Annotated in this window: 25 protein-coding genes; 8 read left to right on the plus strand and 17 right to left on the minus strand. The window is 68.3% G+C overall.

The genetic code is table 11. From position 1 onward, the window contains the following. Positions 1–199 precede the first annotated feature (199 nt). Entirely contained in the window at positions 200–808 is a 609-nt protein-coding gene (locus A6I89_RS19270) for a DUF4232 domain-containing protein (protein WP_022594982.1), read from the plus strand. A gap of 10 nt (positions 809–818) precedes the next feature. Here A6I89_RS19270 and A6I89_RS19275 read toward each other — a convergent pair whose 3' ends face one another. Then, positions 819–1,976, minus strand: a complete 1,158-nt coding sequence (locus tag A6I89_RS19275) for an alpha/beta hydrolase (RefSeq protein WP_044990739.1) — start codon at positions 1,974–1,976, stop codon at positions 819–821. Positions 1,977–2,116: 140 nt separating this feature from the next. Here A6I89_RS19275 and A6I89_RS19280 point away from each other — a divergent pair, with 140 nt between their 5' ends. After that, positions 2,117–3,259, plus strand: a complete 1,143-nt coding sequence (locus A6I89_RS19280) for a T3SS (YopN, CesT) and YbjN peptide-binding chaperone 1 (RefSeq protein WP_022594980.1) — start codon at positions 2,117–2,119, stop codon at positions 3,257–3,259. 13 nt (positions 3,260–3,272) lie between these two features. On the opposite strand, the gene A6I89_RS24870 is transcribed toward A6I89_RS19280, so the two are convergent. After that, complete coding sequence (locus tag A6I89_RS24870) at positions 3,273–3,476, minus strand: calcium-binding protein (RefSeq protein ID WP_226347494.1); 204 nt, start codon at positions 3,474–3,476, stop codon at positions 3,273–3,275. On the opposite strand from A6I89_RS24870, the gene A6I89_RS24875 reads away from it, so the two are divergent. Together A6I89_RS24875 and A6I89_RS19290 are read left to right on the plus strand one after the other, a co-directional pair. Continuing rightward, positions 3,475–3,894: a hypothetical protein gene (locus A6I89_RS24875; protein WP_226347495.1), complete on the plus strand. Its 420-nt coding sequence runs from the start codon at positions 3,475–3,477 to the stop codon at positions 3,892–3,894. The genes A6I89_RS24870 and A6I89_RS24875 overlap by 2 nt on opposite strands. A 64-nt stretch (positions 3,895–3,958) precedes the next feature. Then, positions 3,959–4,456 (plus strand): excalibur calcium-binding domain-containing protein, encoded by a 498-nt coding sequence (locus A6I89_RS19290; protein WP_022594979.1) that lies wholly within the window; start codon positions 3,959–3,961, stop codon positions 4,454–4,456. An 89-nt stretch (positions 4,457–4,545) separates the two neighbouring features. On the opposite strand, the gene A6I89_RS19295 is transcribed toward A6I89_RS19290, so the two are convergent. From A6I89_RS19295 to A6I89_RS19345, 11 genes are all read right to left on the minus strand, one after another. Further along, positions 4,546–5,679, minus strand: a complete 1,134-nt coding sequence (locus A6I89_RS19295; protein WP_022594978.1) for a zinc-dependent alcohol dehydrogenase — start codon at positions 5,677–5,679, stop codon at positions 4,546–4,548. A gap of 2 nt (positions 5,680–5,681) precedes the next feature. Continuing rightward, entirely contained in the window at positions 5,682–5,945 is a 264-nt protein-coding gene (locus A6I89_RS19300) for a hypothetical protein (protein WP_022594977.1), read from the minus strand. Then, positions 5,942–7,105, minus strand: a complete 1,164-nt coding sequence (locus tag A6I89_RS19305) for an amidohydrolase family protein (protein WP_022594976.1) — start codon at positions 7,103–7,105, stop codon at positions 5,942–5,944. Before A6I89_RS19305 ends, A6I89_RS19300 begins: the two co-directional genes overlap by 4 nt. A gap of 87 nt (positions 7,106–7,192) precedes the next feature. Further along, positions 7,193–8,086: an SDR family NAD(P)-dependent oxidoreductase gene (locus tag A6I89_RS19310; protein ID WP_022594975.1), complete on the minus strand. Its 894-nt coding sequence runs from the start codon at positions 8,084–8,086 to the stop codon at positions 7,193–7,195. After that, positions 8,083–8,535, minus strand: a complete 453-nt coding sequence (locus A6I89_RS19315; RefSeq protein ID WP_013415480.1) for a Zn-ribbon domain-containing OB-fold protein — start codon at positions 8,533–8,535, stop codon at positions 8,083–8,085. Before A6I89_RS19315 ends, A6I89_RS19310 begins: the two co-directional genes overlap by 4 nt. Further along, positions 8,532–9,698 carry a thiolase family protein gene (locus A6I89_RS19320; protein ID WP_013415479.1) on the minus strand — a complete coding sequence of 389 codons (1,167 nt, stop codon included), beginning with the start codon at positions 9,696–9,698 and terminating at the stop codon, positions 8,532–8,534. The genes A6I89_RS19315 and A6I89_RS19320 overlap by 4 nt, the downstream gene beginning before the upstream one ends. Before the next feature lie 21 nt (positions 9,699–9,719). Beyond that, complete coding sequence (locus A6I89_RS19325) at positions 9,720–12,119, minus strand: CaiB/BaiF CoA-transferase family protein (protein ID WP_022594974.1); 2,400 nt, start codon at positions 12,117–12,119, stop codon at positions 9,720–9,722. Between the two features lie 21 nt (positions 12,120–12,140). Next, positions 12,141–13,643, minus strand: coding sequence for a class I adenylate-forming enzyme family protein (locus A6I89_RS19330; protein WP_022594973.1), 1,503 nt, complete (start codon positions 13,641–13,643; stop codon positions 12,141–12,143). 8 nt (positions 13,644–13,651) lie between these two features. Further along, positions 13,652–13,948: a hypothetical protein gene (locus A6I89_RS19335; protein WP_022594972.1), complete on the minus strand. Its 297-nt coding sequence runs from the start codon at positions 13,946–13,948 to the stop codon at positions 13,652–13,654. 175 nt (positions 13,949–14,123) lie between these two features. Then, positions 14,124–15,533, minus strand: coding sequence for an amidohydrolase family protein (locus tag A6I89_RS19340; protein WP_022594971.1), 1,410 nt, complete (start codon positions 15,531–15,533; stop codon positions 14,124–14,126). Then, positions 15,530–16,789 carry a CoA transferase gene (locus A6I89_RS19345; RefSeq protein ID WP_022594970.1) on the minus strand — a complete coding sequence of 420 codons (1,260 nt, stop codon included), beginning with the start codon at positions 16,787–16,789 and terminating at the stop codon, positions 15,530–15,532. Before A6I89_RS19345 ends, A6I89_RS19340 begins: the two co-directional genes overlap by 4 nt. Before the next feature lie 67 nt (positions 16,790–16,856). Between A6I89_RS19345 and A6I89_RS19350 the strand changes: the two genes are divergently transcribed. The 3 genes from A6I89_RS19350 to A6I89_RS19360 all read left to right on the plus strand — a co-directional run bounded on the left by A6I89_RS19350 (position 16,857) and on the right by A6I89_RS19360 (position 19,433). Beyond that, positions 16,857–17,924, plus strand: a complete 1,068-nt coding sequence (locus A6I89_RS19350) for an enoyl-CoA hydratase/isomerase family protein (RefSeq protein WP_022594969.1) — start codon at positions 16,857–16,859, stop codon at positions 17,922–17,924. 121 nt (positions 17,925–18,045) lie between these two features. Then, positions 18,046–18,672, plus strand: a complete 627-nt coding sequence (locus tag A6I89_RS19355; RefSeq protein WP_022594968.1) for a TetR/AcrR family transcriptional regulator — start codon at positions 18,046–18,048, stop codon at positions 18,670–18,672. A gap of 74 nt (positions 18,673–18,746) precedes the next feature. Beyond that, the gene (locus A6I89_RS19360; protein ID WP_022594967.1) at positions 18,747–19,433 is read left to right on the plus strand and encodes an SDR family NAD(P)-dependent oxidoreductase; all 687 of its coding nucleotides are present in this window, start codon (positions 18,747–18,749) and stop codon (positions 19,431–19,433) included. Between the two features lie 32 nt (positions 19,434–19,465). Here A6I89_RS19360 and A6I89_RS19365 read toward each other — a convergent pair whose 3' ends face one another. From A6I89_RS19365 to A6I89_RS19375, 3 genes are all read right to left on the minus strand, one after another. Then, on the minus strand, positions 19,466–20,419 hold the full coding sequence (locus tag A6I89_RS19365) for a phosphotriesterase family protein (protein WP_022594966.1): 954 nt from the start codon (positions 20,417–20,419) through the stop codon (positions 19,466–19,468). A 61-nt stretch (positions 20,420–20,480) separates the two neighbouring features. Beyond that, entirely contained in the window at positions 20,481–21,368 is an 888-nt protein-coding gene (locus tag A6I89_RS19370) for an IclR family transcriptional regulator (protein ID WP_022594965.1), read from the minus strand. A gap of 53 nt (positions 21,369–21,421) precedes the next feature. Further along, positions 21,422–22,996: an ABC transporter substrate-binding protein gene (locus tag A6I89_RS19375; RefSeq protein ID WP_022594964.1), complete on the minus strand. Its 1,575-nt coding sequence runs from the start codon at positions 22,994–22,996 to the stop codon at positions 21,422–21,424. Positions 22,997–23,494: 498 nt separating this feature from the next. Here A6I89_RS19375 and A6I89_RS19380 point away from each other — a divergent pair, with 498 nt between their 5' ends. After that, a complete protein-coding gene (locus A6I89_RS19380; RefSeq protein ID WP_037084432.1) occupies positions 23,495–24,649 on the plus strand; it encodes a 3-ketosteroid-9-alpha-monooxygenase, oxygenase component in 1,155 nt (384 codons plus the stop codon). A 92-nt stretch (positions 24,650–24,741) separates the two neighbouring features. Here the strand turns inward: A6I89_RS19380 and A6I89_RS19385 are convergent, their stop codons facing one another. Continuing rightward, entirely contained in the window at positions 24,742–25,332 is a 591-nt protein-coding gene (locus A6I89_RS19385; protein WP_005514323.1) for a TetR family transcriptional regulator, read from the minus strand. Positions 25,333–25,359: the final 27 nt, after the last annotated feature.

A 25,359-nucleotide genomic window follows, 5' to 3' on the forward strand; every position in this document is an offset into this window, starting at 1 on the left:
GCCGCGCAGGGCGGCCCAACCATGTATACGTCGCCGTATACGCTAGGTGACCTGCTGTTACAGGCGGGCTACACGACGTGACGATCAGATGTCCGATCGTGACCGGCCCGGCCGGCCGTTCCGCGAGCCGATCTGCGGGGACTGCGCCCGCGTGCGATATTCACAGGAATCGAACCGACGACTGCCAGGAGTGCGTGCGATGTCCCGAAACCCCGTCCTGATCCGCACCCTCGGCGCCGTCGGCATCGCCGCCCTGCTCACCACCGCAGCCTGCGGCAGCGACGAGAGCGGCACCGCGGACGCGGTTCCCACCGCCGCCGCGTCGGTAACCGCTGCCGCGTCGGTTACCGCTGCCGCGGCGGCCGCCACCGCGCCGGCCCAGCAGGCCGGTTGTGCCGTGAGCGAGCTGCGCCTGACCCTCGGACAGGGCCAGGGTGCCGCCGGGTCGACCGAGCTCCCTCTCGTCTTCACCAACGTCGGCGGACGGACGTGCGCGCTCGACGGGTTCCCCGGTGTCTCCTACGTGCAGGGCGGCGCCGACGGCGCTCAGGTGGGGGCGGCTGCGACCCGCTCCGGAGAATCCGCCGGAGCCGTCACGCTCGCCCCGGACGCCACCGCCACCGCGATGGTGCGCGCGGTCGAGGTGCAGAACTACCCAGCGGACACCTGCGCGCCCACCCCGGTCGCGGGGCTGCGCGTGTACCCGCCCAACGACACCGGCTCGATCTTCGTCCCGTACGCGACCACCGGGTGCTCGAAGACAGGTGACGGCCTGAACCAGCTTTCGGTCCAGGCCGTCACCGGCTGATCGGGTCGCGTCAGGACAGGCCGAGCGCCTTCGCGAGCGTCGGCCACGACTTGGGAAGCTGGAGACGCCAGTAGTCCCACGCATGGACCCCGGCACCCGCGTAGTCGACCGTCACCGGGATGTCGAGCTGTTCGAGACGCGCCTGGAAGATCCGGGTGCACACGTTCGTGGCGGCCTCGATCGCTCCGCCGAGGTACAGCCGGCGCGCATCGTCCGAGCCCTCCTCGAACTCTCCGGGCAGCCCGTTCGACACCGACAGGTAGATCGGCTTGCCACGCAGCTGCTCGGCGTTGCGAACGGAGTCGTGCGACAGCCACTCGGGTCCGTCCGGATCCGACCACATGTTGGTCGGGTCGCCGCCCTGCGAGGTGACCGTGGTCTGCAGGACCAACCGTCCCAGCGGATCGCTCGTCGAATAGCAGCCGCTGAACGCCGCGACACCGCGGTAGAGCTCGGGATGGCGGTGAGCGAGCATGACGGCGGACTGCGCGCCCATGGAGTTGCCGGCAATCGCATTGACCCCGTTGGTCTTCAGCTTGGCGTCGATCAGTCCCGGCAGTTCCTGCGTGAGGTAGGTCTCCCACCTGTTCAGGCCGAGCTTGGGATCGATCTCGTCCCAGTCCGTGTAGAGGCTGGCCCGTCCGCCGTTGATCAGGACGACGTTGACGTCCTTGTCCGCGAAGAACCCCGGCGCGCCACCGAGTCCCGCGCTCATCCAGCCGCTGCCGTTGTTCCGGGCACTCACGCCGTCGAGCATGTACAGCGTGGGGCGCGGCGCCGACCGGTCCGCCGGCAGCAGCACCTGTACCGTCACCTCCCGGCGCAGCGCCGGCGACGCGATCGTGAGCTGGACGGCCTGGTTCGACAGCGGCTTCTCACCGACGATCGCGGCGGTGGTGATGTCGTCGCGCACCGCGGGCGGCGGCCCCGGGTCCTCCTGCAGCGACTCCGGGATCGACGACCCCGAGCTGACGCTGCCGGCGCCCGAGCTTCCGGTGAGGCTCCCGAGGCTTCCCAGGCTTCCCGAGCCGAGACTGCCGGAGGCGCTCCCCTCGCTCGGTGCCGCCGTCGCGGTGCCTGCGGAGAGAACCAGCGCCATCGCCGCCGCTCCCAGCCCCGCCACGGAACCGGCACGGGCTCCTCGCCACTTTCGAACGCCGACGCGCATTACATACCTCCCAGTATCGAACTCGATTCGGCACACTAGGCGAAGGAGCGGACAAACCCACATTCGGCTCCGATCAGTCGGGACGGGGCCCCCGGACCGCCGCTTCGATTTCCACTCGACGGGCGCGATACCGTATTGCTGTGTCCGAGTTCTCGAACAGATCTGCCGGAAACGACTTCGATCGCGCACTCGACGACGCTTGGGGTTCCTTCCGTTCACGCCTTGCCGACCGTATTGCCACAGCATCCGTCGACGACCAACTGGTACTCGAGACCAGTTCCGAGACGGACGACGCCGACGGTCGCCTTCCCTTCGTGCAGTGCCGGGTGACGGCCGCCCCCGGTGACCCGCTCGTCCGCTGCGAGATTCCGACGGACCTCCAGTTGCCGCCGCGACGACGGCTGTCCGGCACCGATCGCGCACGCCTGCTCGACCAGGGCTGGATCCAGCCCGACCCGGTCGAACCACCTCTGCAGTTCGAGGACTTCGACATCGGCGACGAACCCGCGCTCCTCGTCGAGAAGGCGTCGCGGTGGGCGGATCAGCTCGCGGCGATGATCGTCGCGGTCTTCCGGGACACATGGGACGTTCCGCACCCCAGCTTCCTGACGCTGCATCATCTCGGTGCGGACGCCGAACCCGTGCCCGGGGAGACGCCCGATCCGACGCCGCGCCCCGCTCCCCTCGATCGCTACCTGGCGATCCGGCCGCGCGACACGGACCATCTGCGCGAGGTGATCGCCCGGACCGTGGCGGACATCCTCGGCCACGAACCCGAACGCGATCAGGACGGCGACATCGTGCTCCGGTTCGGCGCGGCCCTCGCGTTGGTGATCGCGAACGAGGCCGCGCCCGAGATCCAGCTGTGGGCACCCCTGGTGCGCGACATCAGCGGACGGACCCGCGCCGCGGAACTCGTCACCGACCTCAACCGCCGCTGGCCGTACCTGCGCTTCGCACTGTACGAGGACCGGCTCCGGGTGATGATCGACATGCTCGCCGACCCGTTCGTACCGCAGCATCTCGCCGACATGATCGAACACCTCGGCGACTTCCTGAACGGGGTCGACGAGGAGTTCGCGTCGCACTTCGGAGGCGTCCTGCACTTCCCCACGGCGCCGTCACAGGCGACCGTCGGCGATCCGCCGCCGACGCCGGCCGAAACTCCGGCCGAGGCTCCGGATCCGCGTCGAGACGAGTTGCCCGACAACAAGACCGAGCGTCCTCGGCCGGTCGAGGAGCCCATCCAACCGTCACTGTTCGACGATCTCGACGACCAGTAGGGATCCGCTGCCGTCAGCAGGGGTTCGGTTCGCCGATCTTCACCACGGACAGCACGGCATCACCCTCACCGATCAGCGCACCCACGGCGGGGGTCTGACCGACGACGATCCAGTTCGAGTCGACGACCTGGTTGCGCCCCTTACCCGAGGCATCTGCGCTCCGGGAGAAGAAGACGCCGTGCTCCTGGATGAGGTCCTGCGCGTCCTGGAGATTCATGCACATCACGTTCGGCATGGGCACGAGCGTCGGGGCGGAGACCGACGCCGGTGCAGACGCCGGGGCAGGCACCGTCGGGGATGGGACGACGACCGAAGCGGACACCGGCGGCGCGAGCGATGTGGCCGGCGCGGCGACAGTGGCGGTCGTCGTTGCCTGCACCGCCGCGGTCGTGTCGTCCGACGACCCGCAAGCCGAAAGCGATCCGGCGACAGCCACGCCGATCCCGAGCGCTACCGCCACCCCGACGCTCCTATTTCCGCGCACGACACGAACACCTGACGTTGTCATCGAAAGCTCCCCCGGATCCGACCACCGATCCGGTGGCGCGTTTTGGTCAACGGCCGAAGTTATACCCCAAGGTTCTGGCCACGCGTCGCAATACCCCGAACAAACCAACCGAAAGGTTCTACGGTAGACAGTCCTGTCACATCATCACGACGCCGTGGACTCCCACGGCATCTTCCACGAATCGAGTTCCCATGCGTATTCGCACGCTCACGATCTCTCTCGTCGGCTGCGCCGCGGTTTCCGTCGCTGCACCGGCGATCGCGTCGGCATCGACAGTTCACGACTTCCTGCCGCCCGCAGTCGCCAATGCAATCCCGCAGTTCGTCGCCGATGCTGTTCAGCCGCTGCTTCCGCCGGCACCCGTCATGCGCGCCGGAACGATCCAGGACTTCCTGCCGCGCGAGATCGTCGGTCTGATCCCCACGGGATCCGCCGACGCGCTCGGTCCGATGCTTCCTCCGGTCGCCGCACCGCCGCTCGCAGCGCCGGCTCCCGCCCCAGCCCCTGCTCCGGCTCCGGCCCCGGCCCCGGCTCCCCAGGCAGCGCCCGCCCCGCAGACGCCGCGCCCGCAGGTCGGCTACAAGAACTGCACCGAGGCACGCAACGCCGGCGTCACGCCGATCTACCGCGGGCAGGCCGGATACGCACCGCACCTCGATCGCGACAACGACGGGATCGCCTGCGAGTAGCACCGCTCGTCCCGCGCGCAAACTGACCCGACGCGCGCTCGATTGCGCGCGCGGGAGACGAATTCGCGCGCGGGACGGAACCGGAACTGTCAGGCGACGCTCATGGTCGGGGTGATCACGATGTTGATCGGCCGTTCCTCGGGGTGATCGCCGCGGAGCAGTTCGATGCCGTACTCGAGGCGATCGAACCCGAGGACGTGGGTCCGCATGCGGCCGAGCGGGAAGCGGCCGGACGCGACGATACCGGCCGCCTGCTGGTACGACTGGACGCTCGACCCCCCGCACCCGATCAGCCGGATGTTCTTGAGTGTCAGCAGATCGATCGGGAAGTTCTCGATCGGCCGGGTCTTCAGTCCCGCCGACACCACCGTGCCACCGGTGCGGACGATGTCGAGGGCGTCGAGCAACGGGCCGGTCGCGTGCGGCGACGTGTCGAGCACGACGTCGAATCCGCGCCCACCGGTCGTCAGGTGCGCCGCGTCCCGCAGGTCCTCGGTCTCCACGTCGACGACGACGTCGGCACCGAACTCCTTTGCGAGATCCAGCTTGTGCCGATCCCGTGACAGTCCGGTCGCGAGGATCGTGTCGGCGCCGGCGGCCTTGGCCGCGACGACGGCCGCCAACCCACGCTGGCCGCAGCCGAGGATCGCGATACTCGTCCCGATCGTCGTACCGGGGGTCGTCACCGCCCAGTCGATCGCGGCAGCCAACGGATTCCACAGCGTGGCGTCCAACGGGTCGGTGCTCTCCGGGAACGGGTGCAGAATCGCGTTCGGGTGGATGTAGACGTGCGTCGAATACCCGCCCCACAGCGCCGGCGCGTGCCGGGTGGGGATGTACCCGTACGCATTCGGGCGGAACGGCCAACCGGCGCAGCGGATGATCGCGCCCTCCCGGCAGGCATCGCACCGGCCGCACCCGAGGAACGGGTTGACCGCCACCCGGTCACCGACTCGCACCCCGTCCGAGCGCGGTCCGACGCCGACGTCCTCGACGATGCCGACGATCTCGTGACCGTTGATCCGCGGGAACGGCGACACCCCGGGTTCGTATGCCGAGTGCTTCACCTCCCACGAATCGATGTCGCTGGCGCACAGCCCGTTCGCCTCGACCCGCAGTAGCGCCGCACCGGGCTCGAGGACCGGAAGCGGGAACTGCTCGAAACGCACCTCCCGCGGACCGGTCTGCACCAGCGCGGTTGCCCTCGACGGCGTGGACGCCATGGTCAGCCCTCCTCCACGAACTTGCGGGACGCGGCCGCCGCCGCGATGCGCCGGCGCACCAGATCGATCGCCTCGGCCGATGCCCCCGACGTCTCCAGATACGCCAGCTCGGCGGTGGCCTGCGTGACGACCGCGTCGAGGCGTTCGGACACGAGGTCGCGAGTGAGCAGATCCTGCTCGACCCAGTCGTCGGCCTCGATCCGCTCCTCCGCCGTCATCGGCGTGATCGGCGGCTGCTGCCACCCGAACGGGTCGGGCGAGCTCACGCCTTCGCCCCCTCGTCGTAGAAGTTGAACAGCCGGCGGGCGTTGGTCTCGACGATCTTGACGACCTCGTCGTCCGGCACGTCCTGAAACCGGAATTCGGCGTGCTTGCGGCTGTTGGGCCAGTACGAGTCCGAGTGCGGGTAGTCGCATTCCCACGTGATGTTGTCGATGCCGACGACATGCCGGTTCTTCAGCCCGAAGTCGTCGTCGATGAAGCAGCCGTACATGTTCCGGAACCACAGCGTCGACGGCACCACATCCTGCACGACGTTCTGGTAGTGGCGATGGCGCTCCCACACCGCGTCGATGCGCTCGAGCATGTAGGGCACCCAGCCGATGTTGCCCTCGGACAGCGCCACCTTGAGATTCGGAAACTTGTGGAACACCGGCGAGAACAGCAGGTGCGAGGTCGACGACATCATGTTGGTCGCGTACAGCGAGATGGTCACGGCGTACGGGGCCTCCTCCGCCGTGGCGGGCGGGCGGCCCGAGGAGCCGAAGTGCATGCACAGCGGCATCCCGGTCTCCTGCGCGGCCGCGAAGACCGGGTCCCAGTGGTCGGTGTAGTACGACGGGAGCCCCAGCGGGACCGGATCCTCCGGGAACGTGATGCCCTTGGCGCCCTTCGCCGCGGTCCGGTGGATCTCGTCGACGCACTCCGCGATGTCCCACAGCGGCAAGATGATCACCGGGATGAAGCGGTCCGGCGCGGCGGCGCACCACTCGTCGAGGACGTAGTCGTTGTAGGCCTTGACGCTCAGCAGCGCCAACTCCATGTCGGTGCTCTCCACGGTGAAGAGAGCACCCGCGAAACGCGGGAAGGAGGGGAAACAGGTCTGCGCCCACACGCCGTCGAGGTCCATGTCGGCCAGACGCGCCTTGGGGTCGTAGCAACCCGGGATCATGTCCGAGTAGCGGACCGGTTCCATCCCGAAGTCCTCGGGATTCTTGCCCGCCACCGCGTTGAGTCCGATCGCCGGGAAGCGCTTGCCCTGGTAGTTCCATACCTGCATGGGCGCACCGCCCGACGGCGAGGGCTCCTCGACGATGCGCGGGCCGGCCTCGAGGTATCTGGTCGGTAGGCGATCGGCCCACACGGTGGGGTGCTCGATGAGGTGGTCGTCGACCGAGACGAGCTTCATCCAAGGCTGGAGTGGCATGGGGGTGCCTCCTGTAGAAGTCTGTAACAAACGATTGTTGCAAGAGATGTACGTGGTGTCCGCGGAACGAGCGGGTGGGTCTTCGGGTCAGAGGACGGCCGACAGGTAGCCCGGGCGGATGCGAGTCGTGTCGATGTCGGCGGGCTGCCATCCCGGTAGGAGCGAGGCGCCGTCGAGCGTGCGGACCGGACGGTCGAGCTCCACCAGCAGGCCGAGGTTGCGAGTGATCCTCCCCGTCAGCACCTTCGGGTCTCCGGTGCACAGGGCCAGTGCCGCCTCCGCGATGGTCTCCTCCGGTTCGGAGTTGCCGGTGGTGACGCCGGGCACGGTGAGCGCGTTCTCGGTGGCGATCGAATACTCCGGGGCCAGCGTGTTGACCGCGATGTTGTCGTCGTAGAGATCCATCGCGGCGCCGGTGGTGATCCGGTCGATCATCGCCTTGGTGCCGCCGTACAGGCACGCACCGAACGTCGAGTTCGGGGCGAACGGCGGACCCTTGCGCGGCCCCGCCTGGGTCGACGAGATGCTCAGGATCCACCCGGCCCCCCGCTGCCGCATGCCGGGCACCGCCGCGGTCGCCAGGTCCCACCCGGCCCAGACGTTCGTCTCCACGGAATCGTAGAAGGACTCCCGAGTCATCTCGCCGTACAACTGGTCGAAGTGCCGTGTGGCCGCGGCGTTGTTGACGAGGATGTCGACCGGCGCACCGAAAACCTTTTCGGCGTGGGCAATCACCGACGCGCGGTCGCCGTCCGGATCGCCGAGGTCGAACACCAGAGGCTGCGCGGTGCCGCCGTCGGCTCGGATCTGCGCGACGGTCTCCTCGAGCGACCCCTGCAGACGACCGTCGCCGGCCCGCATGGAACGTGACACGGCCAGCACGCGGATGCCGTCGGCGGCGAACCGCCGTGCGATGGCCCGGCCGATGCCGCGACTGGCGCCGGTGACGACGGCGACGTGCGGAATATCGTTGTCGCTCATCCGTTCATCCCCGAGTGAGCAGGCGCGAAGTACGGCAGTACGACGCCGTCTTCGATCTCGTGGAACTCCACCGCGACAGGCATGTCGATCCGGACGTCGGCGGGCGCGCACCCGATGATGTTCGACACCATGTGGTAGCCCTCGTCGAGCTCGACGATGACCACCACGTAGGGGCTCGTGAAGGCCGGCGTCTGCGGCCTGGTCACCTCGGTGTAGCTGTAGACGGTGCCGCGACCGGAGCCGACCTGCCACTCGAGGCTGTCCGCCCCGCAGCCGCGGCACAGCTTGTTCGGGTCGAACTCGGCGTGTCCACACGCCGTGCAGCGCTGGTACCGCAACTCTCCCGCGACGCATCCGTCCCAGAACGGCTTCGACAGGACGGTGGGCTCGGGCAGTGGAATTCCCGCCCGCTGGGGCGCCAGTAAGGTCGTGATGGTGTTTTCGCTCATGGTCGTTCACTTCCCAGTAGCAGGACGTCGGTGAAGAAGGCGCCGGCTCCGCCGTTGCTGCAGAGCACCACCTGGGCGTCGTCGACCTGATTGGTCTCGCAGACGCCCTGGAGTTGGTGCACGCCCCGCGCGATGCGTTGGGTGAGCTGCACGATGCCGCCGCCGTGGCTGTAGGACATCAGTCCGCCGTCGGTCGTCATGGGCAGCCGCGGGTCGTCCCCGGTGACGTTCTCGACGACCCACTCACCGCCCTCACCGTCACCGCAGAAGCCGAAAGCCTCGAACTGGCGGATGATCTCGAACGAGAACGGGTCGTACAGTTCGGCCACGTCGACGTCGGCGGGCGTGAGGCCGGCCATCGCGAACGAGGTGCGGGCAGCCCGCCGCCCGACGTAGCCGTTGGGGATGTCCGACGAGCGGCTGCCGAGATCCCAGCTGGGTGCGTGCTGGTACGAGGGCCCCATGTGGTCGAGTCCGCCGCCGAGGACGTAGACGGGCTTGCCGGGCAGGTCCTTCGCGCGCTCGGCGGTGGTGACGACGAGTGCGCAACCGCCCTCCGAGGTCATTGCGCAGTCGAGCAGGTGGAACGGGTCGGCGATCATTCGCGACGCCAGGATGTCGTCGACGGTGAAGGGACCGCGGCCGTAGTAGATCGCATCGGGATTGATGTTGCCGTTGTTGCGGATCCGGGCCGCCACCGCCGCCATCTGCTCGGACGTCGTACCGTGCCGATGCATGTGCCGCCGAGCAATGAGGGCGAATTCCGAGGCCGTGTACAGGCCGAAGGGGGCGACGAACTCGTTGGACGGTCGCGTCCACGGGGCGGTGGATTCGCGTTCGGTGTACCGGCCGGCCTCCCCGTCGGCGACCAGCACGGTCTCGCACAGCCCGGCCGCCACGACACTCGCGGCATGCAGCACGCCGGTGATACCGCCCGGGTTGTTCGCGTTCCACACCGGGCCCAGGCCCAGTGCGTAGATGAGCTGGGGCGCGGTCTTGCTGTACACGCCGTCGATCGTGGTGGGGTCGATACCGGACTGGGCGATGACGCCCCGCGCCGCGTCGAGACTGATGGTGAAGCTGTTGTGGCCTTCCAACACCCGGGCCTGTTCGGTGTTGTAGGCGGCGACGATCACCACGTCGCGGAAGGGATGTGCACTCACATCGAGTACTCCTGTCGAGTGTCAGAGATGTAGGGGACGGTCGCCGATCACATTGCTGTCGCGCAGATCTTCGAGGTGGGCTGCATCGAGCCCGGCCAGCGCGGTGAGCACCTCGTCGTTGTGCTGTCCCAGCATCGGGGCGGCCGTCGTGAACGCCGGTTCCGGGCGCGCCGCGAACACCGCGGGAAGGCCGGGGATCTCGAGCGGCCCGAACACCGGATGGTCGACCTTCTCCGCGAATCCGCGGTGCCGGGCCTGCGGGTTCTCGAGGATCCGGCTCGGATCGACCACACGCGCGGCCGGGACGCCCCGTGCAGTCAGCGCGGCCGCGAGTTCGTCGACGTCGCGCCCTGCACAGAACTCGGTGAGCAACTCGTCGAGGCGATCGTGATGCCGGCGACGGCCGTCCGCGGTGTCGAAGTCGGCGTCGAGCACACTGTCCGGCAGGTCGAGCACGGCGGTGATCGCGGTCCACTGCGCGTCGTCGTGGGCTGCGAGCGCGAGCCAGTCGTCCGCTCCGCCCGCACACCGGTACACGCCCTGAGGCGCGGAGTCCGGACCGCGGTTGCCGTCACGGGAGAGCGATTTTCCGTTGGCGCTGTACTCGATCACCATCTCGGCGGCCACGTTCAACGCGCTCTCGACCATCGGCACCTCGACGAAACAGCCCCGGCCCTCGGCCCGCGCGTATTCGAGGGCCGACAGGGTCGCGACCACGGCGTGCAGCCCCGCGACCGGATCGCACGGACCCTTGAGGACCATCGGGCTGCCGTCGCGGTAGCCGGTCATCCACGACAGGCCCGTCGCCTGCTCCATCGTCTGCGCGAACCCGGTGCGATCCCGCCACGGACCGGACAGACCGAAGGCCGGCATCCGCACGAACACCACGGCCGGATTCGTCTCGCGCAGCCGATCCCACGTGAGCCCGAAATTGTCGAGCACGCGGGGCGAGAAGTTCTCGATCACGACGTCCGCGTGGCGAACCATCTCCAGCAGGACGTCGACGCCCTCGGGGCGGCTCAAATCGAGTGTCACACCGAGTTTGCCGGCATTCGCGCCCTGGTACACGCCGCCCGCCTCCCACCAGGCCGCCTCGCCCGGAGATCTGGTCGAGGTGAACCGCATGCCGTCCGGCCGTTGTACCGACTCGACCTTGATCACCTCGGCGCCCATCCCGGCGAGTACCTGGGTCGCGGCAGGGCCCGCCCAGAACGCGGTGAGATCGAGAATCCTGATGCCGGCCAGTGGTGCAGCGTCCGCGTCGCCGAGCGGCCTGTCCGGCTGTACCCGTGGCGTCCACGGCTCTGCGCCGTCGTGCTCGCCCACGAGTGGCGCGCGGCCGACAGCACCGGGCACCACGGAGTCGACGAGGTACGGCCGTCGCGGCTGGACGAAACCCGCGGGGTTCTCGACGAACACGCCGCGCTCGGCGAAGTGCGCGTTCTCCGTGACAGTCTCCGGCGTTCCGATCGGCGACACGGGAATTCGCATGGCACCGGCTATCTCGTCGATCGCGTCGGCCGGCATGGTCGACGTCCAGGACTCGATCATCGACTGGAAGTCCGCGTAGCGTTCCTGGCGTCGGCGCACATCGACGATCGAGTCGTCGGCCAGTAACTCGGCCCGGTCGATCATGATCAGGAAATCCTGGAACATCTGAGCGGTGATCGTGCAGAAGCCGATGTAACCGTCGAGACATCGCTCGACAGAAGGGATCTCCACCGTCCGGGCCGTGCGGCGGCCCGGCGCTCCGGACAGCGTCGCCGTCACCGGGTGGTAAAGAGCCATTGCGATGCACATGGATTCGAGCATCGACAGATCGGCCCACTCACCGCCGCGGCCACGACGTCGCGTTCCGACGCACAGGCCGAGTGCCGTCGCCGCCGCGTACGATCCGGCGATCCACTCACCGAGGCGGCCACCGGCCTGCAGCGGTTCCCGCCCCTCCGGCCCACGAATCGCCAGTGAACCCGCGAGGGCCTGGAGTGTGAAGTCGGTGGCGGGCAGGCCGGCCCACGGTCCGGTTCTCCCGAACGGTGTGATCGACAAGATGTCCACACCGGGCGTGGTCGAGCGGATCAGCTCGATGTCGTCCATCGTCAGCTCGCCGGACTCGACCACGAGATCGGCGCCCGCGACGAACTCGCGCACATGCTCGTCCCGTACCGTCCCCCGGATCGAACGCTTACCGGCGGCGAGGTACTGGAACAGCGCGCCGTCGGTCTGTCCGCGGTCGCGGTTCCTGCGCCGTAACGAATCCCCGGCCGGATCGCTCTCGATCTTCACGACATCGGCGCCCGCGTCGACGAGCATCTTGGTGCAGTACGGTCCCGCGATTCCCGTCGTGAAGTCGACCACCCGGAAATCGGCGAGCAACGATTGCGGTGCGTTCTGCTGTTGCACTGTCTTCGGCTGTTGCACTGTGGCTCCTCTCGATCTCGGTCAGACAGTGGCGGGCACGAACTCGTCGCGCAGGACGCGTCGCAGGACCTTGCCCAGGTCGTTGCGCGGCAGGTCCGTTCGGAACTCGACGAACGCCGGTACGCGGGACGACCGCAGTCTGGCGCCCACCCAGGCGCGAATCTCGTCCGCGGTGAGCACACCTTCCGGACGCGGCACGACGGCGGCGACGACGATCTCGCCCCACTGGTCGTCCGGGACGCCGTACACGACGACGTCCTCGACCGAGGGATGCTCGCCGATCACGTCCTCGATCTCGCCGGGTGACAGGTTCTCCCCGCCACGGACGATCACGTCGTCGAGGCGCCCCTCGACGTAGACGTATCCCCCGTCGTCGATCCAGCCGCCGTCGCGGGTCCGGAACCATCCGTCGGAGTCGAGCAGCGAGGCACCGGAGTACTCCCCCGACACCTGCGCGCCCCGCACCCACAGCTCGCCGCGCTCACCCGGCGCAACGTCGCGTCCGGCGTCGTCGCGCACCACGATCTCGACGTCCGGAACCGGTAGGCCGACCGACCCCAGCCGTCGCTGGACGTCAGGGTCCGAGGACGAGACTGCGGCACGGTGCTCGGCAGGTCCGAGAACGGCTACGGAGGAGGAGGTTTCGGTGAGACCGTAGCCGTTGACGAAGTCGACGTCCGGCAGCAGTCCGAGGGCCCGCTCGATGACGGGCAGCGGCATGCGGCCTCCGCCGTAGGACAGGTGACGCAGCGACGGGAGGCCGCCCCCGTCCTCGGTCAGCACGTCCACGATGCGGGCGAGCATCGTCGGCACGACCATTGCGTGGGTGATCTCCTGCTCGCGCACGAGGCGCACCCATTCGCGTTCGTCGAAGTTCGGCATCTGCACGATCCGGCGGCCGCTGTAGAGACCTGTGAGCAGTCCTGCGACACCTGCGATGTGGTAGGGCGGGACGCTGACGAGGGCGGCCTCGTCGGGCCCCGCGCCGAACAGCTCGGTGCCGCCGAGTACGTACGACACCAGGTGCCGGTGACGCAGGATGGCGATCTTCGGCGGGCCGGTGGTCCCACTGGTGTGCAGGAGGACTGCCGGGGCCTCCGGGTCCTGGTCGGCCGGCGGAATCTCGGCCGCGACCGCGGCGCCGAGCCTCTCGACCAGCACCCCGGGCTCGACGGTCTCGACGCCGTCCACCCCGCCTCCGATCCGGGCGACGGCGCCGTCCGCGACCAGGAGGGCCGGCGCCCGACCCGCCACGAGCCCACGGAGCGGCTCGTCGGCCAGTCGGTAGCTGATCGGTGCGAACGGGATTCCGGCCCACGCCGCGCCGAACAGTGCGATCGGGAAGGCCGCCCCGGCGGTCGCGCCGTACAGCACCGTCTGCGCGGTGGTGTCGGCACGGTCGGCTGCGAACCTGCGGGCCAACTCGAGCAGGCGGCTGTAGCTGAGCCCGTCGCGCTTGTCCCCGATGGCGATTCGGTCGCCGTCCGCATCGGCGGCGATCTCCAGCAGTGTCAGGATGTTCATCGTCTTCCTCAGTCCGAGGCGGGCATCGCCTTGGGCGCCTTGACACCCAGCGTTTCGCCGTCGACCGTGAGCACGCCGCTCCCGGGCTTCGTGCACAGCAGTTCGACGGTGCCGTCGGCGTTGCAGTAGCGCTTGCCGAGTTGGAGCTCGCCGCTCGTGGTCCCCACCGGGTCTGCCGCCTGCTCCGGGGTGACCATCGGCGCACCGTCGCAGCGGATGTCGACATCCTCTGCGGGAATCCGGATCACGATCAGTTCGGCCGCCGAGGTGGTGCTCCTCAACCGGGCTCCGACACGCAACTGCATGAGATTGACTCCTTGATGTTCTGTTCGAGATCGATGCTCTCGGGCACACGGTGACGACGTCGTTGCCCGCATGGATCAGCCCGGGTGAAAATCCGAGCAAACGTTTGTTGCAGGCACTATTGCAGCCCGATGTGAGCTACGTCAAACACCGCGGCGATGCGCGTCGCAGCCCAGGTCATTTCGCATGCACCACGAGACCGTCGACGAGAACCGTTCCGACAGCACCGGAATCGGGCGTATCGAGCATCGCGCGAAGCGGAACGTCGAGGACCACGAGGTCCGCCACAGCGCCCGGGCGCACCCGCCGTGGCGGGCCACCGGGCTGCTCCGCGGGACCCAGATACGCCGCGAGCGCCGCCGCCGTACCGACCCGCTCCGCAGCGCCGAACACCGCTCCGGAATCGGTTCTCCGGGTGGCAGCGGTTCGGATCACCGCCCACGGATCGAGCGGGCCGTAGGGCGCATCGCTCGACAACGCCACCGACACCCCGGCCTCCAAAAGCGTGCGGCATCGGTAGAGATCCGGGTGGTCACGCTCGTCCACCCGGGCGCGGTAGTCCTCGCCGCGGTCCGCGACGAAGCCGGGTTGGGTCACGACGGTCAGCCCGTGACGTCGCAGATCGGCCACGACCTCCGCGGGGACGATGGAGGCGTGCTCGATCCGGTCCCCCGGAACGCAACCGACGTCGTTCAGGACCGCGAGCAGCACCGCCAACGATTCCCGGCTGACGCTGTGCGCCGCGAAGGCCCGTCCGGCGGTCCGCACGCGCCTGATCGTCTCGGCCAGACCGTCGAGGTCGGGCATCCCGGAATCGGCCAACACGATCTTGTACGGCCCCACCGTGACCCGCTCGCCGTCGCCACCACTCACGTCGTCGCCGAGTGGCACGCCCAGCAGGTGCAACCGTTGGGGAATGTGACCCGATCTCGACGCGTCCACCAGTGCCGTCAGCGAGTCGGCGCCCAGGTCGGGGGTGGCGTCGGTGACCGCGGTGAGACCCAGCCCCGCGAGATCCGCACCGACGCCGCGCAGTCGAGGCGGGCCTGTTGCGGGGAGCAAAGTTCTGAGCAGGTCGTCGGCGCGAAAGATGCGACCGGTTGGTCGACCGTCCGGGCCGCGCTCGATCCCGGGGTGCTCCATCGAGGCCAGATTCGTTGCGCGGATCGCGGCGCTGTTGAGGATCCACATCGCACCGCTGCGATGCTGGATCCGCACCGGTCTGCGGGCGTGGAACCGGTCCAGGGCGTTCGCGTCCAGATCGCCTGCGACGGTTTCGACATAGCCGACGCCGCGAACCCAGTCCTGCGCAGAGTCGAAACCGCCCAGTACCTGCCGCAGCCCTTCCGGCGTGCGGACATCCGGCGGACCACACCGAACCGAGGCTCGGGCCGCCGCCAACGCATGCAGGTGCAGATGGTGGTCGACCAACCCCGGCAGTACGGCGCCTCCGCGAGCATCGAGCCAGTCCACGCCACCACGCCACAGATGCGTCCCCACCTCACAGATGCGGCCCGCCCGGATTCTCACGTCGACGCCGGGCCGGCCCTCCACCTCCGCGTTGCGGATGACGAACTCGGCCGTCATGCACGCTTCTCCAGTTCACGCAGCACCCGCTCGGTGTCCCGCCCGGCTGGCGGTGCGGGCGCGAAAGCTCCGGGCCGCGCCCGGGGTTCGGCGATGTCGACTTCACCGGAAGCGCCGTCGACCACCCAGCGGTCGCCCCGACGGCGGACCCGGGGCGGCGGTTCCGCGACGTCGACGAGCGTCGAGACGATCACCTCCGACATCGCGACCTCCCACAGGTGGCCCGGGCCGCCACCGGGCGGTTCACTCATCGCGCGGACGGCGGCGGTGAGCCCGGTGAGCGGATCGGCGATCGCGTCACCGACGAACATCGGCGCCCCGGTGGCGTCGGCGGCCACCAAGCCGCTCGACGCTGCGACGTCGTCGCCGAATCCGACTGCCTGCGAGTCGCGTCCACGCGCGGTGATCGAGACCCACGTGGTCCCGGCCGCGCAGGCCGCCGCCGCGTCGAGCCCGAAGCGTTCCAGCGCGCGCGGCCGTGACGCCTCGACGACGATGTCCGCGGCGTCCACGAGCAGCGCCAGGGCCCGGCGTCCGAACTCGGTGTCCGGGTCCAGGACCACCGACTCGTGACCCGAATGCAGCAGGTCGTAGAACCCACGATCCCCGAATCGCGCGCCGTCCGGTCGATTCGGTGTCTCGACCTTGATCACCCGCGCTCCCGCCGCACCGAGCAGGTGAGAGCACAGCGGTCCCGCCCACAACGCGCTGAAGTCCACCACGAGCAGGCCCTCCACCGACCGGGGGCGGGCCTCGGCCGGGGCTGCCGGCGCAGATGCACGGCGGACCACCGGGGCTGCGGCGATACCCAGCACCTCTGCGCCGTCGGCCAGTTCCGAACCGGAGTGCTCGCGCAGCCACGCCTCGACGGCCGGCCACGGATCACCGCCGACGTCGTGGCCGACCAGGGCGCCGAGCAGTGCGGCGTCGTCGGGTCGAGCACATGAGACGGCTGCCCACCCGTCGGCGGTCGGGAGCAATCGGCAACGACGCCCCACCGAGATGTTCCCGCCGCGAACAGCTCCCGTGTACGCGGCGCGCTCGGACAGCAGACGGCCACCGTCGACCCGTACCGGGTGCGCGGTGTTCGCCGTGGCCGCACCGATCCACCTCGACAGTTCACGGGCGTACGACGCGGCCCGCCCCGGCGGTACGACCGGCGGCCCGTCGACGGGACCGGTCAACGCGACGAGGCCGCTCTCCGCCCAGTCCCGGGTCCGGTCCACCTGTTTCGACGCCGCCAGGGGCGTCACCACAGAGAACCTCGTTCTAGACTTCACGCACCCAACACTTGCACAAAGCTTTTCGAACTACGAGGACCGAATGGAATTCCACCCTCCCCGCATCACGGCCCGCCAGCTTGCCGGTGGCGCCGCGGATGCGCCGCTGCTCGACGACTGCGGGGCCGTCGACACACCGATGATGGTCGTCGACCTGAGTCCCGGCGCGGAAGGGTCCGACGACGCGGCAGTGCTGGCCGCCGCAGCACGCCGCGCCCGCGCCGCGGATCGGATCCTGGTCGGGGTGAGCGGAGGACGTCCGGACGCACGGGCCGTGCTCACGGACGAGCTCGACGTCACGTACTCCGACCACGTCGACAGCCGCACCCCCCGATGCGAGGTCGCGGTTCCCGACGTCGACCGAGCCGTCGACGAACTCGCGGCGCGCGTCTCCGCGAATCCTCAGGCCGCGGTCGTCCTGCGACAGGTTCTCCGCAGCAGCGGCGGCCTCGACACCCGTGCGGCCGTCGACGTCGAATCGCTCGCCTATTCGACGCTGCTGGGCGGCCCCGAGTTCGGCCGCTGGCTCGGGGAGCGCGGAGACCGACCACCGCCACCGGCACCGGATCGCGAACCCGTCCTGATGTCCCGCGACGGCGACCGTCTGCGGATCACGCTCAACTGGCCCGAACGCCGCAATGCGTACGGCGCCCGGCTCCGGGACGCGCTCACCTCGGCACTGAGCGTCGCGACGTCGGATCCGTCGATCACCGAAGTAGTGCTCGACGGTGCCGGTCCCGCATTCTGTGCCGGCGGCGACCTCGACGAGTTCGGAACGACGCCGGATCTCGCACTGGCGCATCTGATCCGTACGCGCGCGGGCGCGGGGCTGCTCGTCCACGAGTTGGGCGACCGCATCGAGGTGCACGTCCACGGCGCCTGCGTCGGCGGCGGCATCGAGATTCCTGCGTTCGCCGGCCGTGTCGTGGCGAGTACCGACGCCTGGTTCCGCCTCCCCGAGGTCGAGATGGGGTTGATCCCGGGAGCGGGCGGCACGGTGAGCATTCCGCGGCGGATCGGGCGCTGGCGTGCGATGCACCTGTTCGTGACGGGAGCCCGATTGGACTCGTACACAGCGTTGGACTGGGGTCTCGTGGACGCGATCCACTGACCCGGTCCGGACACAGTGCACACCAAACGCTTGTTGCAGCGGCCCGATTCTCCTGCCATGATTGGCGAACAGGAACCCGAGCGCGATCGTTCGCGCTCCCCGCCGCAGAAGGGCCGTGCGAATGCCGTCGAAGCTCGATCGGGAGTCGGCGAGCAATCGCCCCAGCAATGCCAAGACCGCCTTCCTGACCAGGATTCGCCAGGCCGCGTTGCGTCAGTTCGCCGAGAGCGGCTACGACGGGACGTCGATGCGGGACATCGGTTCTCTCGTCGGCGTACATGCCGGCAGCCTGTACGTCCACATCAAGAGCAAGGAAGACCTGCTCTACCAGATCGTCGGCGAGATCGCGGAGAGCGGCGAGGCCGCACTGCAACGGGTCGAGGCCTCCGAGGTCGGCGCGATCGACAAGCTCAGGATGCTCGCCCGTATCCATCTGCGCTGGTCCATGGCCAACCCGGACGCCGCAAAGGTGTTCGAGCGGGAATGGATGCGGCTCAACGGCGCCCAGCTCGCCGAGGTGCAGGTAAAGCGCCAGCGCTGGGCCGACGCGGTGGAACGGATCATCCAGGCGGGCGTCGACGAGGGCACGTTCCGCAACATGGACGTGGCCCTGGCGGCCGTCGCCTTCCGCTCGGTGCTGAACGCGAACTACACGTGCGACGGCGATCCGGACGTCGACGGCGTCAAGCTCGCCGACGAGTTCGTCGACTTCCTCTTCAACGGCTGGGTCGCCTCCGACCACCGCTGACACCCCGCCGTCCACACTCCCCTCGTCGGTGCTGCGCGGACCGCATCGACCCCTCGAACATGTGAAGGACCGACATGACAGGAACAGCATTCGTCACCGGCGGAACCGGCGCGCTCGGCGTCGCCGTCACCAACCACCTGCTGTCGATCGGCTGGCGTGTGGTGGTGCCGTTCATCGAGCCGTCGGAAGCGTCCCGACTCGACGACCACGATCGCCTCGAACTGGTCCGCGCCAATGTGTCGGTTCCGAACGAGCTCTCCGCGGCCGTCGCCCTCGCCGCCGGTGATTCCGATGCGCCGCTGACGGCACTGGTCAATCTCGTCGGCGGATTCGAGTCAGGTCCGCGCACCCACGAGGCCGACGCCGAGGCCATCGACCGCCAACTGGATCTGAACGTGAAGACCACGTACGCGGTGCTGCGCGAAGGGCTTCCGCACCTGGTCGCGCACGGGGGCGGCTCGGTCGTGTCGATGTCGTCCGGGGCTGCCCTGAAGCCGTTTCCCGGCGGCACCGCCTACAGCACGTCCAAGGCTGCCGTCCTCGCCCTCGCGGAGTCGATCGCGGTCGAGTACAAAGCCGATCACATCCGGTCGAATGCCCTGCTGCCCGGCGTGATCGACACCCCGGCCAATCGTGCGGCGATGCCGAACTCGGACCGCGCGAACTGGGTTGCCCCGGCCGACATCGCCAAGGTGATCGCGTTCCTGCTCTCGGACGACTCCGCCCCGATCTCGGGCGCTGCGATTCCCCTGGGTCTCTGACGCGGTTCCGGAGGTCTGCCGACCCGATGGGATCAGCGGACCTCCAGGAACTCGGCCGGATTGTCCTCGAGCATGGCTCGCACGGTCTCCGGATCGAGCCCGGCGGCTTCGAGAGCTGGAACGACCTGCCGGTTGACGAACGTGAAATCGACTGCAGGATCGTTCGATTCATCGTCCTTGAAATCCTGCCAGGATCCGAAGACTCCGAAGTAGGTGGCCAGGTCGTGGGACAGTAGGAGCCGATCGCCGTACCCTCGCGCACACAGTTCGACGATGGTGCGCACCCGGGCCGCGAGGCTGTTGCCGGCAGCACAGTGCCCGAACCGGTCCATCCCCAGGTAGCAGCCGCGACGGAGCATCGTCTCCAGGTAGCCGAGATCGTTCGTGTCGCCGCTGTGCCCCAGTACGACCTGACGCGGCTCGACGCCGCAATCCTCGAACAGATCGAGGATCTCTTCGCCGTTGCCGACGTCGGGGTGGTGATGACAGAAGACCGGCAGGCGCTGCTCGGCGGCAACCCTGCCGACGGCCCGGAACACCCGGTCGAGGATCGGGGTGATGCCGCCGTCGGCGCAGGCCGCCTTCATGATTCCGGGTCGCACACCGGTGCCGGCGATGCCGTCCTCGCATTCCCGGCTCAGCCACGCATGGATCTCGTCCTCGCTCCGCCAGTTCAGGAAGACTTCCTCCTGATAGTAGAAGCCGCTGGACACGACGAACTCGAGTCCGGTCCGCTCGGACACCTCGCGGATCAGTCCGATGTCGCGCCCCATGTTCACCGGAGTTCCGTCGACCACCGTCCGCACGCCGCTCTCCCTGGCACGCAGGAACTGCGCCACCGCACGTTCCACGATCACGTCGTGCTCGTAGTAGTTCTCTCCGAACGCCATTCGCAACGACCAATCGGCCGTGACGATGTGCTCGTGGATCAGGGTCTGGCCGAGTTGCGAGCGGTCGATCGGACCGCGGACGGTGTTCACCGGCATGCTGTTCTCCTTCGATGGTCGAGAAGTTCCGGCGTGCGGATCGATCGGAGTGGCTCCCCGATCAGACCCATCGGCCGGTCTGGATCGAGACCAGCCGGTCCAGGGCATCCGCCGACCAGGTGTCGGCGCGGGTACCGGCCACGCGCCGATTCCGCCGACCGTCACCGAACTCCGGGTCCAGAATCCGCGAGACTTCCGCAACCGCATCGACCACGAGTGGGGCGACGCGTTCGAGGTTCGAGGCGCTGGCGTCCCCACACAGCGAGATTGCGGCAACCGGTCCGGCGACGACGCGGACCGCGGCACCGACGCATGCCACACCGCGGACCGACTCGCCCTGTTCGAAGGCGAGGCCGCCGCGCTGTCGGATTCTGTTGAGTTCCTGATGAAGTGTCGCGATGTCGGTGATCGTCCTGTCGGTGCGACGAGCGAGGCCCTCTCCGTACAGTTCGTCCACGCGCCGGGGATCGAGCCAGGCGAGCATCGCCTTGCCTCCTGCCGTCGCGTAGGCGGCGCCGCGACCACCGACACGCGACGGCAGGCTCGAGGCGAAGCGGCCGCCTCTCTTGTCCAGGTACACGCCATCGGCCCCGTCGAGCACGGAAAGATGCACGACCATACCGGTCTGCATGTGTAATTCGTGCAGTGACGGTGCTGCTGCAACGCGAATCTCACCGTCGACGCTGCCGCCGAAGCGGCGCGCCCGCCGACCGAGGCAGTAGCCGAACGACGCGTGCTCCACCCATTCGAGGCCGATGAGTTGGTCCAGGATCCGGTGCACCGTCGAACGAGGCAGCCCGGACCGGATCCCCACCTCCTCGAGGGTGAGCCGGGTCGACCGGTCTTCGAAGACGTCCATGATCAAGGTCATCCGCTCGATCATGGACGGAGCGACCCGCCGGCGCGGCCTGGTCGCGGCGGTTGACTCGGCGGGATCGACTCGCGCCATGGAGACCTCCAAACGTGGATCACTCAGTGTGTGGACGCGGTACCGGGAGTGCGTCAGCGCTCCATCCAGGCCTCGTCGAAGAGGACGACGTTGTCGATGCTGACGTTGGCGCCGTGCAGCTTCGGCGTCCACGCCGTGTACACGGCGGTCGGCGCCCACACCGCATACGGAACGGTCTCGTCGGCAAGCTTCTGAATGTCGTCGATGGCCGTCTGCTTCGCGTCGTCGCTGCCGGCGGTCTGCAGCTTCACCAGTAGAGCGTCCATCTCGGGCGAGTTGTAGCCCGCGGCATTGTTGCTCGACGTGCTGCCGAGCGACCCGTACAGGCGGAGCAGCGGTGCCGCGTCGATGAGCGACGCACCGCTGCGGGCGATGTCGAAGTCCCGATCGACGTAGACACGGCGAGTCAGGTCGGTGACGCTGTTGGCATACGCGACCTCGACATCGAAACCGATCGAGTTCAGCGCGGCCTGTGCGGCGAGAGCACCCTGACGCGAGGCCTCCTCGTTGATGGCCACGTACGTGAGCTTGCCGTTGTAGCCGTCAGCCTTGGCCTGGCTCAGCAACTCCCGCGCCTGATCCGGATCGTAGGTGACGCCCTGCACGTCCTCGTTGTGCCACTTCGAGCCTTCCGGGAACATCGCCGAGCCGGCCGGTCCCTTTCCGCCATTCACACGCTGGTTCAAGGCCTCCGGATCGATTCCGAGCGCGATCGCCCGACGAACCCGGACGTCGGCACCCGGACGACCCTCGCGCTGATTGATCATTCCGATCGCGCCGAGCCCCTGGAGATCGCGATAGCCCTCGAGGCCGGCGTCGATCGCGCTGTCGATGACCTCGGTGTTCCGGTAGAGATAGCCGGCGTTGAGCTCGCCACTGCGAATGGACTCGAACATGCCCTGGGCGTTGGCCGTGGGAACGAAGCGCAGACCCGCGAGTCGCGGCTTACCTCCTACGTAGTCGGCACGCGGCGCCAGCTCGAGCACCTCGTTGGGAGCGAACCGGGTGACGGTGAACGGCCCGGCGCCGATCGGCGTGAACGAACCCGACGCTTCCGAGCTCGGCGCCACGATCACACCGGGCCCGGCCGCGAGCAGCACCGGAAAGTCGGTCCACGGGCGTTGGAGCCGGATGACCACCGTCTTCGCGTCGGGAGTCTCGACACCGGCAACCGAGTTCGTCCACACCTGCGCCACATCGCGCTTGGCCGCGACATAGCGGTCGAGACTCCACTTCACCGCGGCCGAATCGACCGGCGTCCCGTCGCTGAACGTGGCCCCGTCACGCAGCGTGACAGTCCAGGTCTGCCCGTCGTCGGAGGACTCGAGCCCGGCCGCCAACTGCGGTACGTACTGCGACTTCTCGAAGTCGTACCGCACCAGGGTGTCGTAAATCGCGGCCAGCTCGGTTCCGCCCGTCGACCCGGCCATCAGGGTCTTCGTCGGGTCCAGCGTCGCCGGGAAGCCGTACGACCCGTAGGTCACCACGCCGCCGTCGACGGGGTCGCCCTCGCCGGCACGATCGCCGACGTAGCCGATCGCGTACGCGCCACCGGCGTTCGCGGAGTCGCCGGAACCCTGGCCGTCAGCCGAAGCGCAGGCCGTCAAGGCCAGAGCACCGATGCTCACGACAGCTACCGAGCGCCAACCGCGCCAAAGTCGATGCAACATATCCGTCCTCTCGATGTGATGACTTCGCCGTTCGCAGCTGACGGCCGCCGACTTCTCGTGACAGCACGTGCGGCGGGGAGCGAGACCGCGGTCCGCGCAGGCTCGCGGAAGAAAGAATCAGGTTCCAGTGACATGGAACACCATGAACGCACAGGTTTGCAAGACATATGACCTAATACGTCGAGTTCCGGCCAGCAAAATAGAATTACGTTTCACCCCACCTGCATGTCAGGGAAGAGCCAAGGGTCTTCGCGATTCCCAATTCCGCTGCTGTAGAGTCGCTCTCGCGCGACAGTGCCCTTGCAACCACATCGCTACCGGTCCGAACCGGACGTATCCGCCAGAGATGCGTGACTCACGAGCGGCCGGCGCCCTTCGCGGGACCACTGTGTATTCGGCGTCCCCGATTGATCCTGCAGGAAGTACCACCGATTATCACCAATGTATGGGAAACACATGACGACATCAGCGACAGGCAGCAGCGAGGTCCGGATGATCGAGGCTGGCGAGGCGCCGACAAGATTCGCGCGCGGTTGGCACTGCATCGGCCTCACCAGGGATTTCACCGACGGTAAGCCGCATCCGATCCATGCCTTCGGCACCAAGTTGGTGGTGTTCGCGGACAGCGAGGGCGATCTGAAGGTTCTCGACGCGTACTGCCGGCACATGGGTGGCGACCTGAGCCAGGGCGAGATCAAGGGCGACTCGGTGGCGTGTCCGTTCCACGACTGGCGCTGGAACGGCAAGGGCCGCTGCACCGACATCCCCTACGCCCGCCGCGTGCCGCCGCTCGCCAAGACCCGCGCGTGGACCACGATGGAAAAGGACGGACTGCTGTTCGTCTGGCACGACCCCGAGGGCAACCAGCCGCCGGCCGAGGTCACCATCCCGGAGATGACCGCCCCCGGTGAGGAGTGGACCGACTGGGTGTGGAAGCAGATCACCATCGACACCAACTGCCGCGAGATCATCGACAACGTCGTCGACATGGCGCACTTCTTCTACGTGCACTACGGCTTCCCGATCAAGTTCGAGAACATCTTCGAGGGCCACATCGCCACCCAGTTCCACGAGGGCGTCGGGCGCGAGGACATGGCCCGGCCCACCAAGGACGGACAGGCGGCCTCCACGGGCAACAGCTCGGTCGCGGCGTACTACGGCCCGTCCTTCATGATCGACGAGTTGACCTACCACTACCCGGATTTCGACATCGACTCGATCCTGATCAACTGCCACTACCCGATCTCGCCGAACAAGTTCGTCCTCATGTACGGCATCAAGGTCAAGCAGAGCGAGTCGGTCAGTGGCGCGAAGGCGAACGCACTGGCCGCCGGGATGGCCAAGTTCATCGCGATCGGGTTCGAGCAGGACGTCGCGATCTGGAAGAACAAGACCCGCATCGAGAACCCGCTGCTGTGCGAGGAAGACGGGCCCGTCTACCAGCTGCGCCGCTGGTACGAGCAGTTCTACGTCGACGTCGCCGACATCAGCCCGGACATGACCAACCGTTTCGAGTTCGAGATGGACACCACCAAGCCGGTCGCGGCCTGGCGGCGCGAGGTCGCCGAGAACATGGAGCGACGGGCGGCCTCCGCAGCGATCGGGAACTGACGACACCGAAGACGTCTGCGACAGGACCGGCCGCGCGGTGCCCGCGCGGCCGGTCTTGTCGCAGAACAATATTGGAAGTCGAACCGTACCGGCTACTCGCCGAGCACCAGCCGCGACACGTCCTGAACGTTACGCAAAGCCTCGGGGAATCCGATGCGTCCGGTCGTCCACAGGACGAGCGAATTGAGCATCGTGCTGCCGATCGACAACGACGCGAGGCGTGCCCGCTCGGCGGGCACGCCTTCCATCAGCTCGAACAGCATCTTCCGGTTCGCGGCAGAGCGTTCGTCGAGTGTGTCTCGCACGTACGGATCGTCGGAGGTCTGCAATTCGACCTCGAGACGTGCGAAGTTCGGTCCTCGCTGGAATGCCTTCATCTGGCGCGTGTAGAGGTCCACGACACGATCGAGGACCGAACCGTGCGCATTTCGGCGCCGACCCGTTTCGCGTTCCTCCGCCAGCCGTTCGGCGAGAATGTCGTTCCAGGCCACCATTGCGGCCGCCAGGAGGTGCTGCTTCGCCGGGAAGTACCGGTAGAGCGTCCCGAGGGCCACCCCGGACCGCTCCGAGACCTCTCGCATCTGTATCCGGTCGGGGCTGGTCTCGGCGAGCATCTCGATCACGGTGTCGAGCAGGTGCCGCCGGCGCGCACGCTGCGCGTCGGTCATGTCGTCGGGGCTCATCGGCACGGCCACGGATTCGGTCACGAA

Origin of the sequence: Prescottella equi (assembly GCF_002094305.1) — a bacterium.
GTDB lineage: Bacteria > Actinomycetota > Actinomycetes > Mycobacteriales > Mycobacteriaceae > Prescottella > Prescottella equi.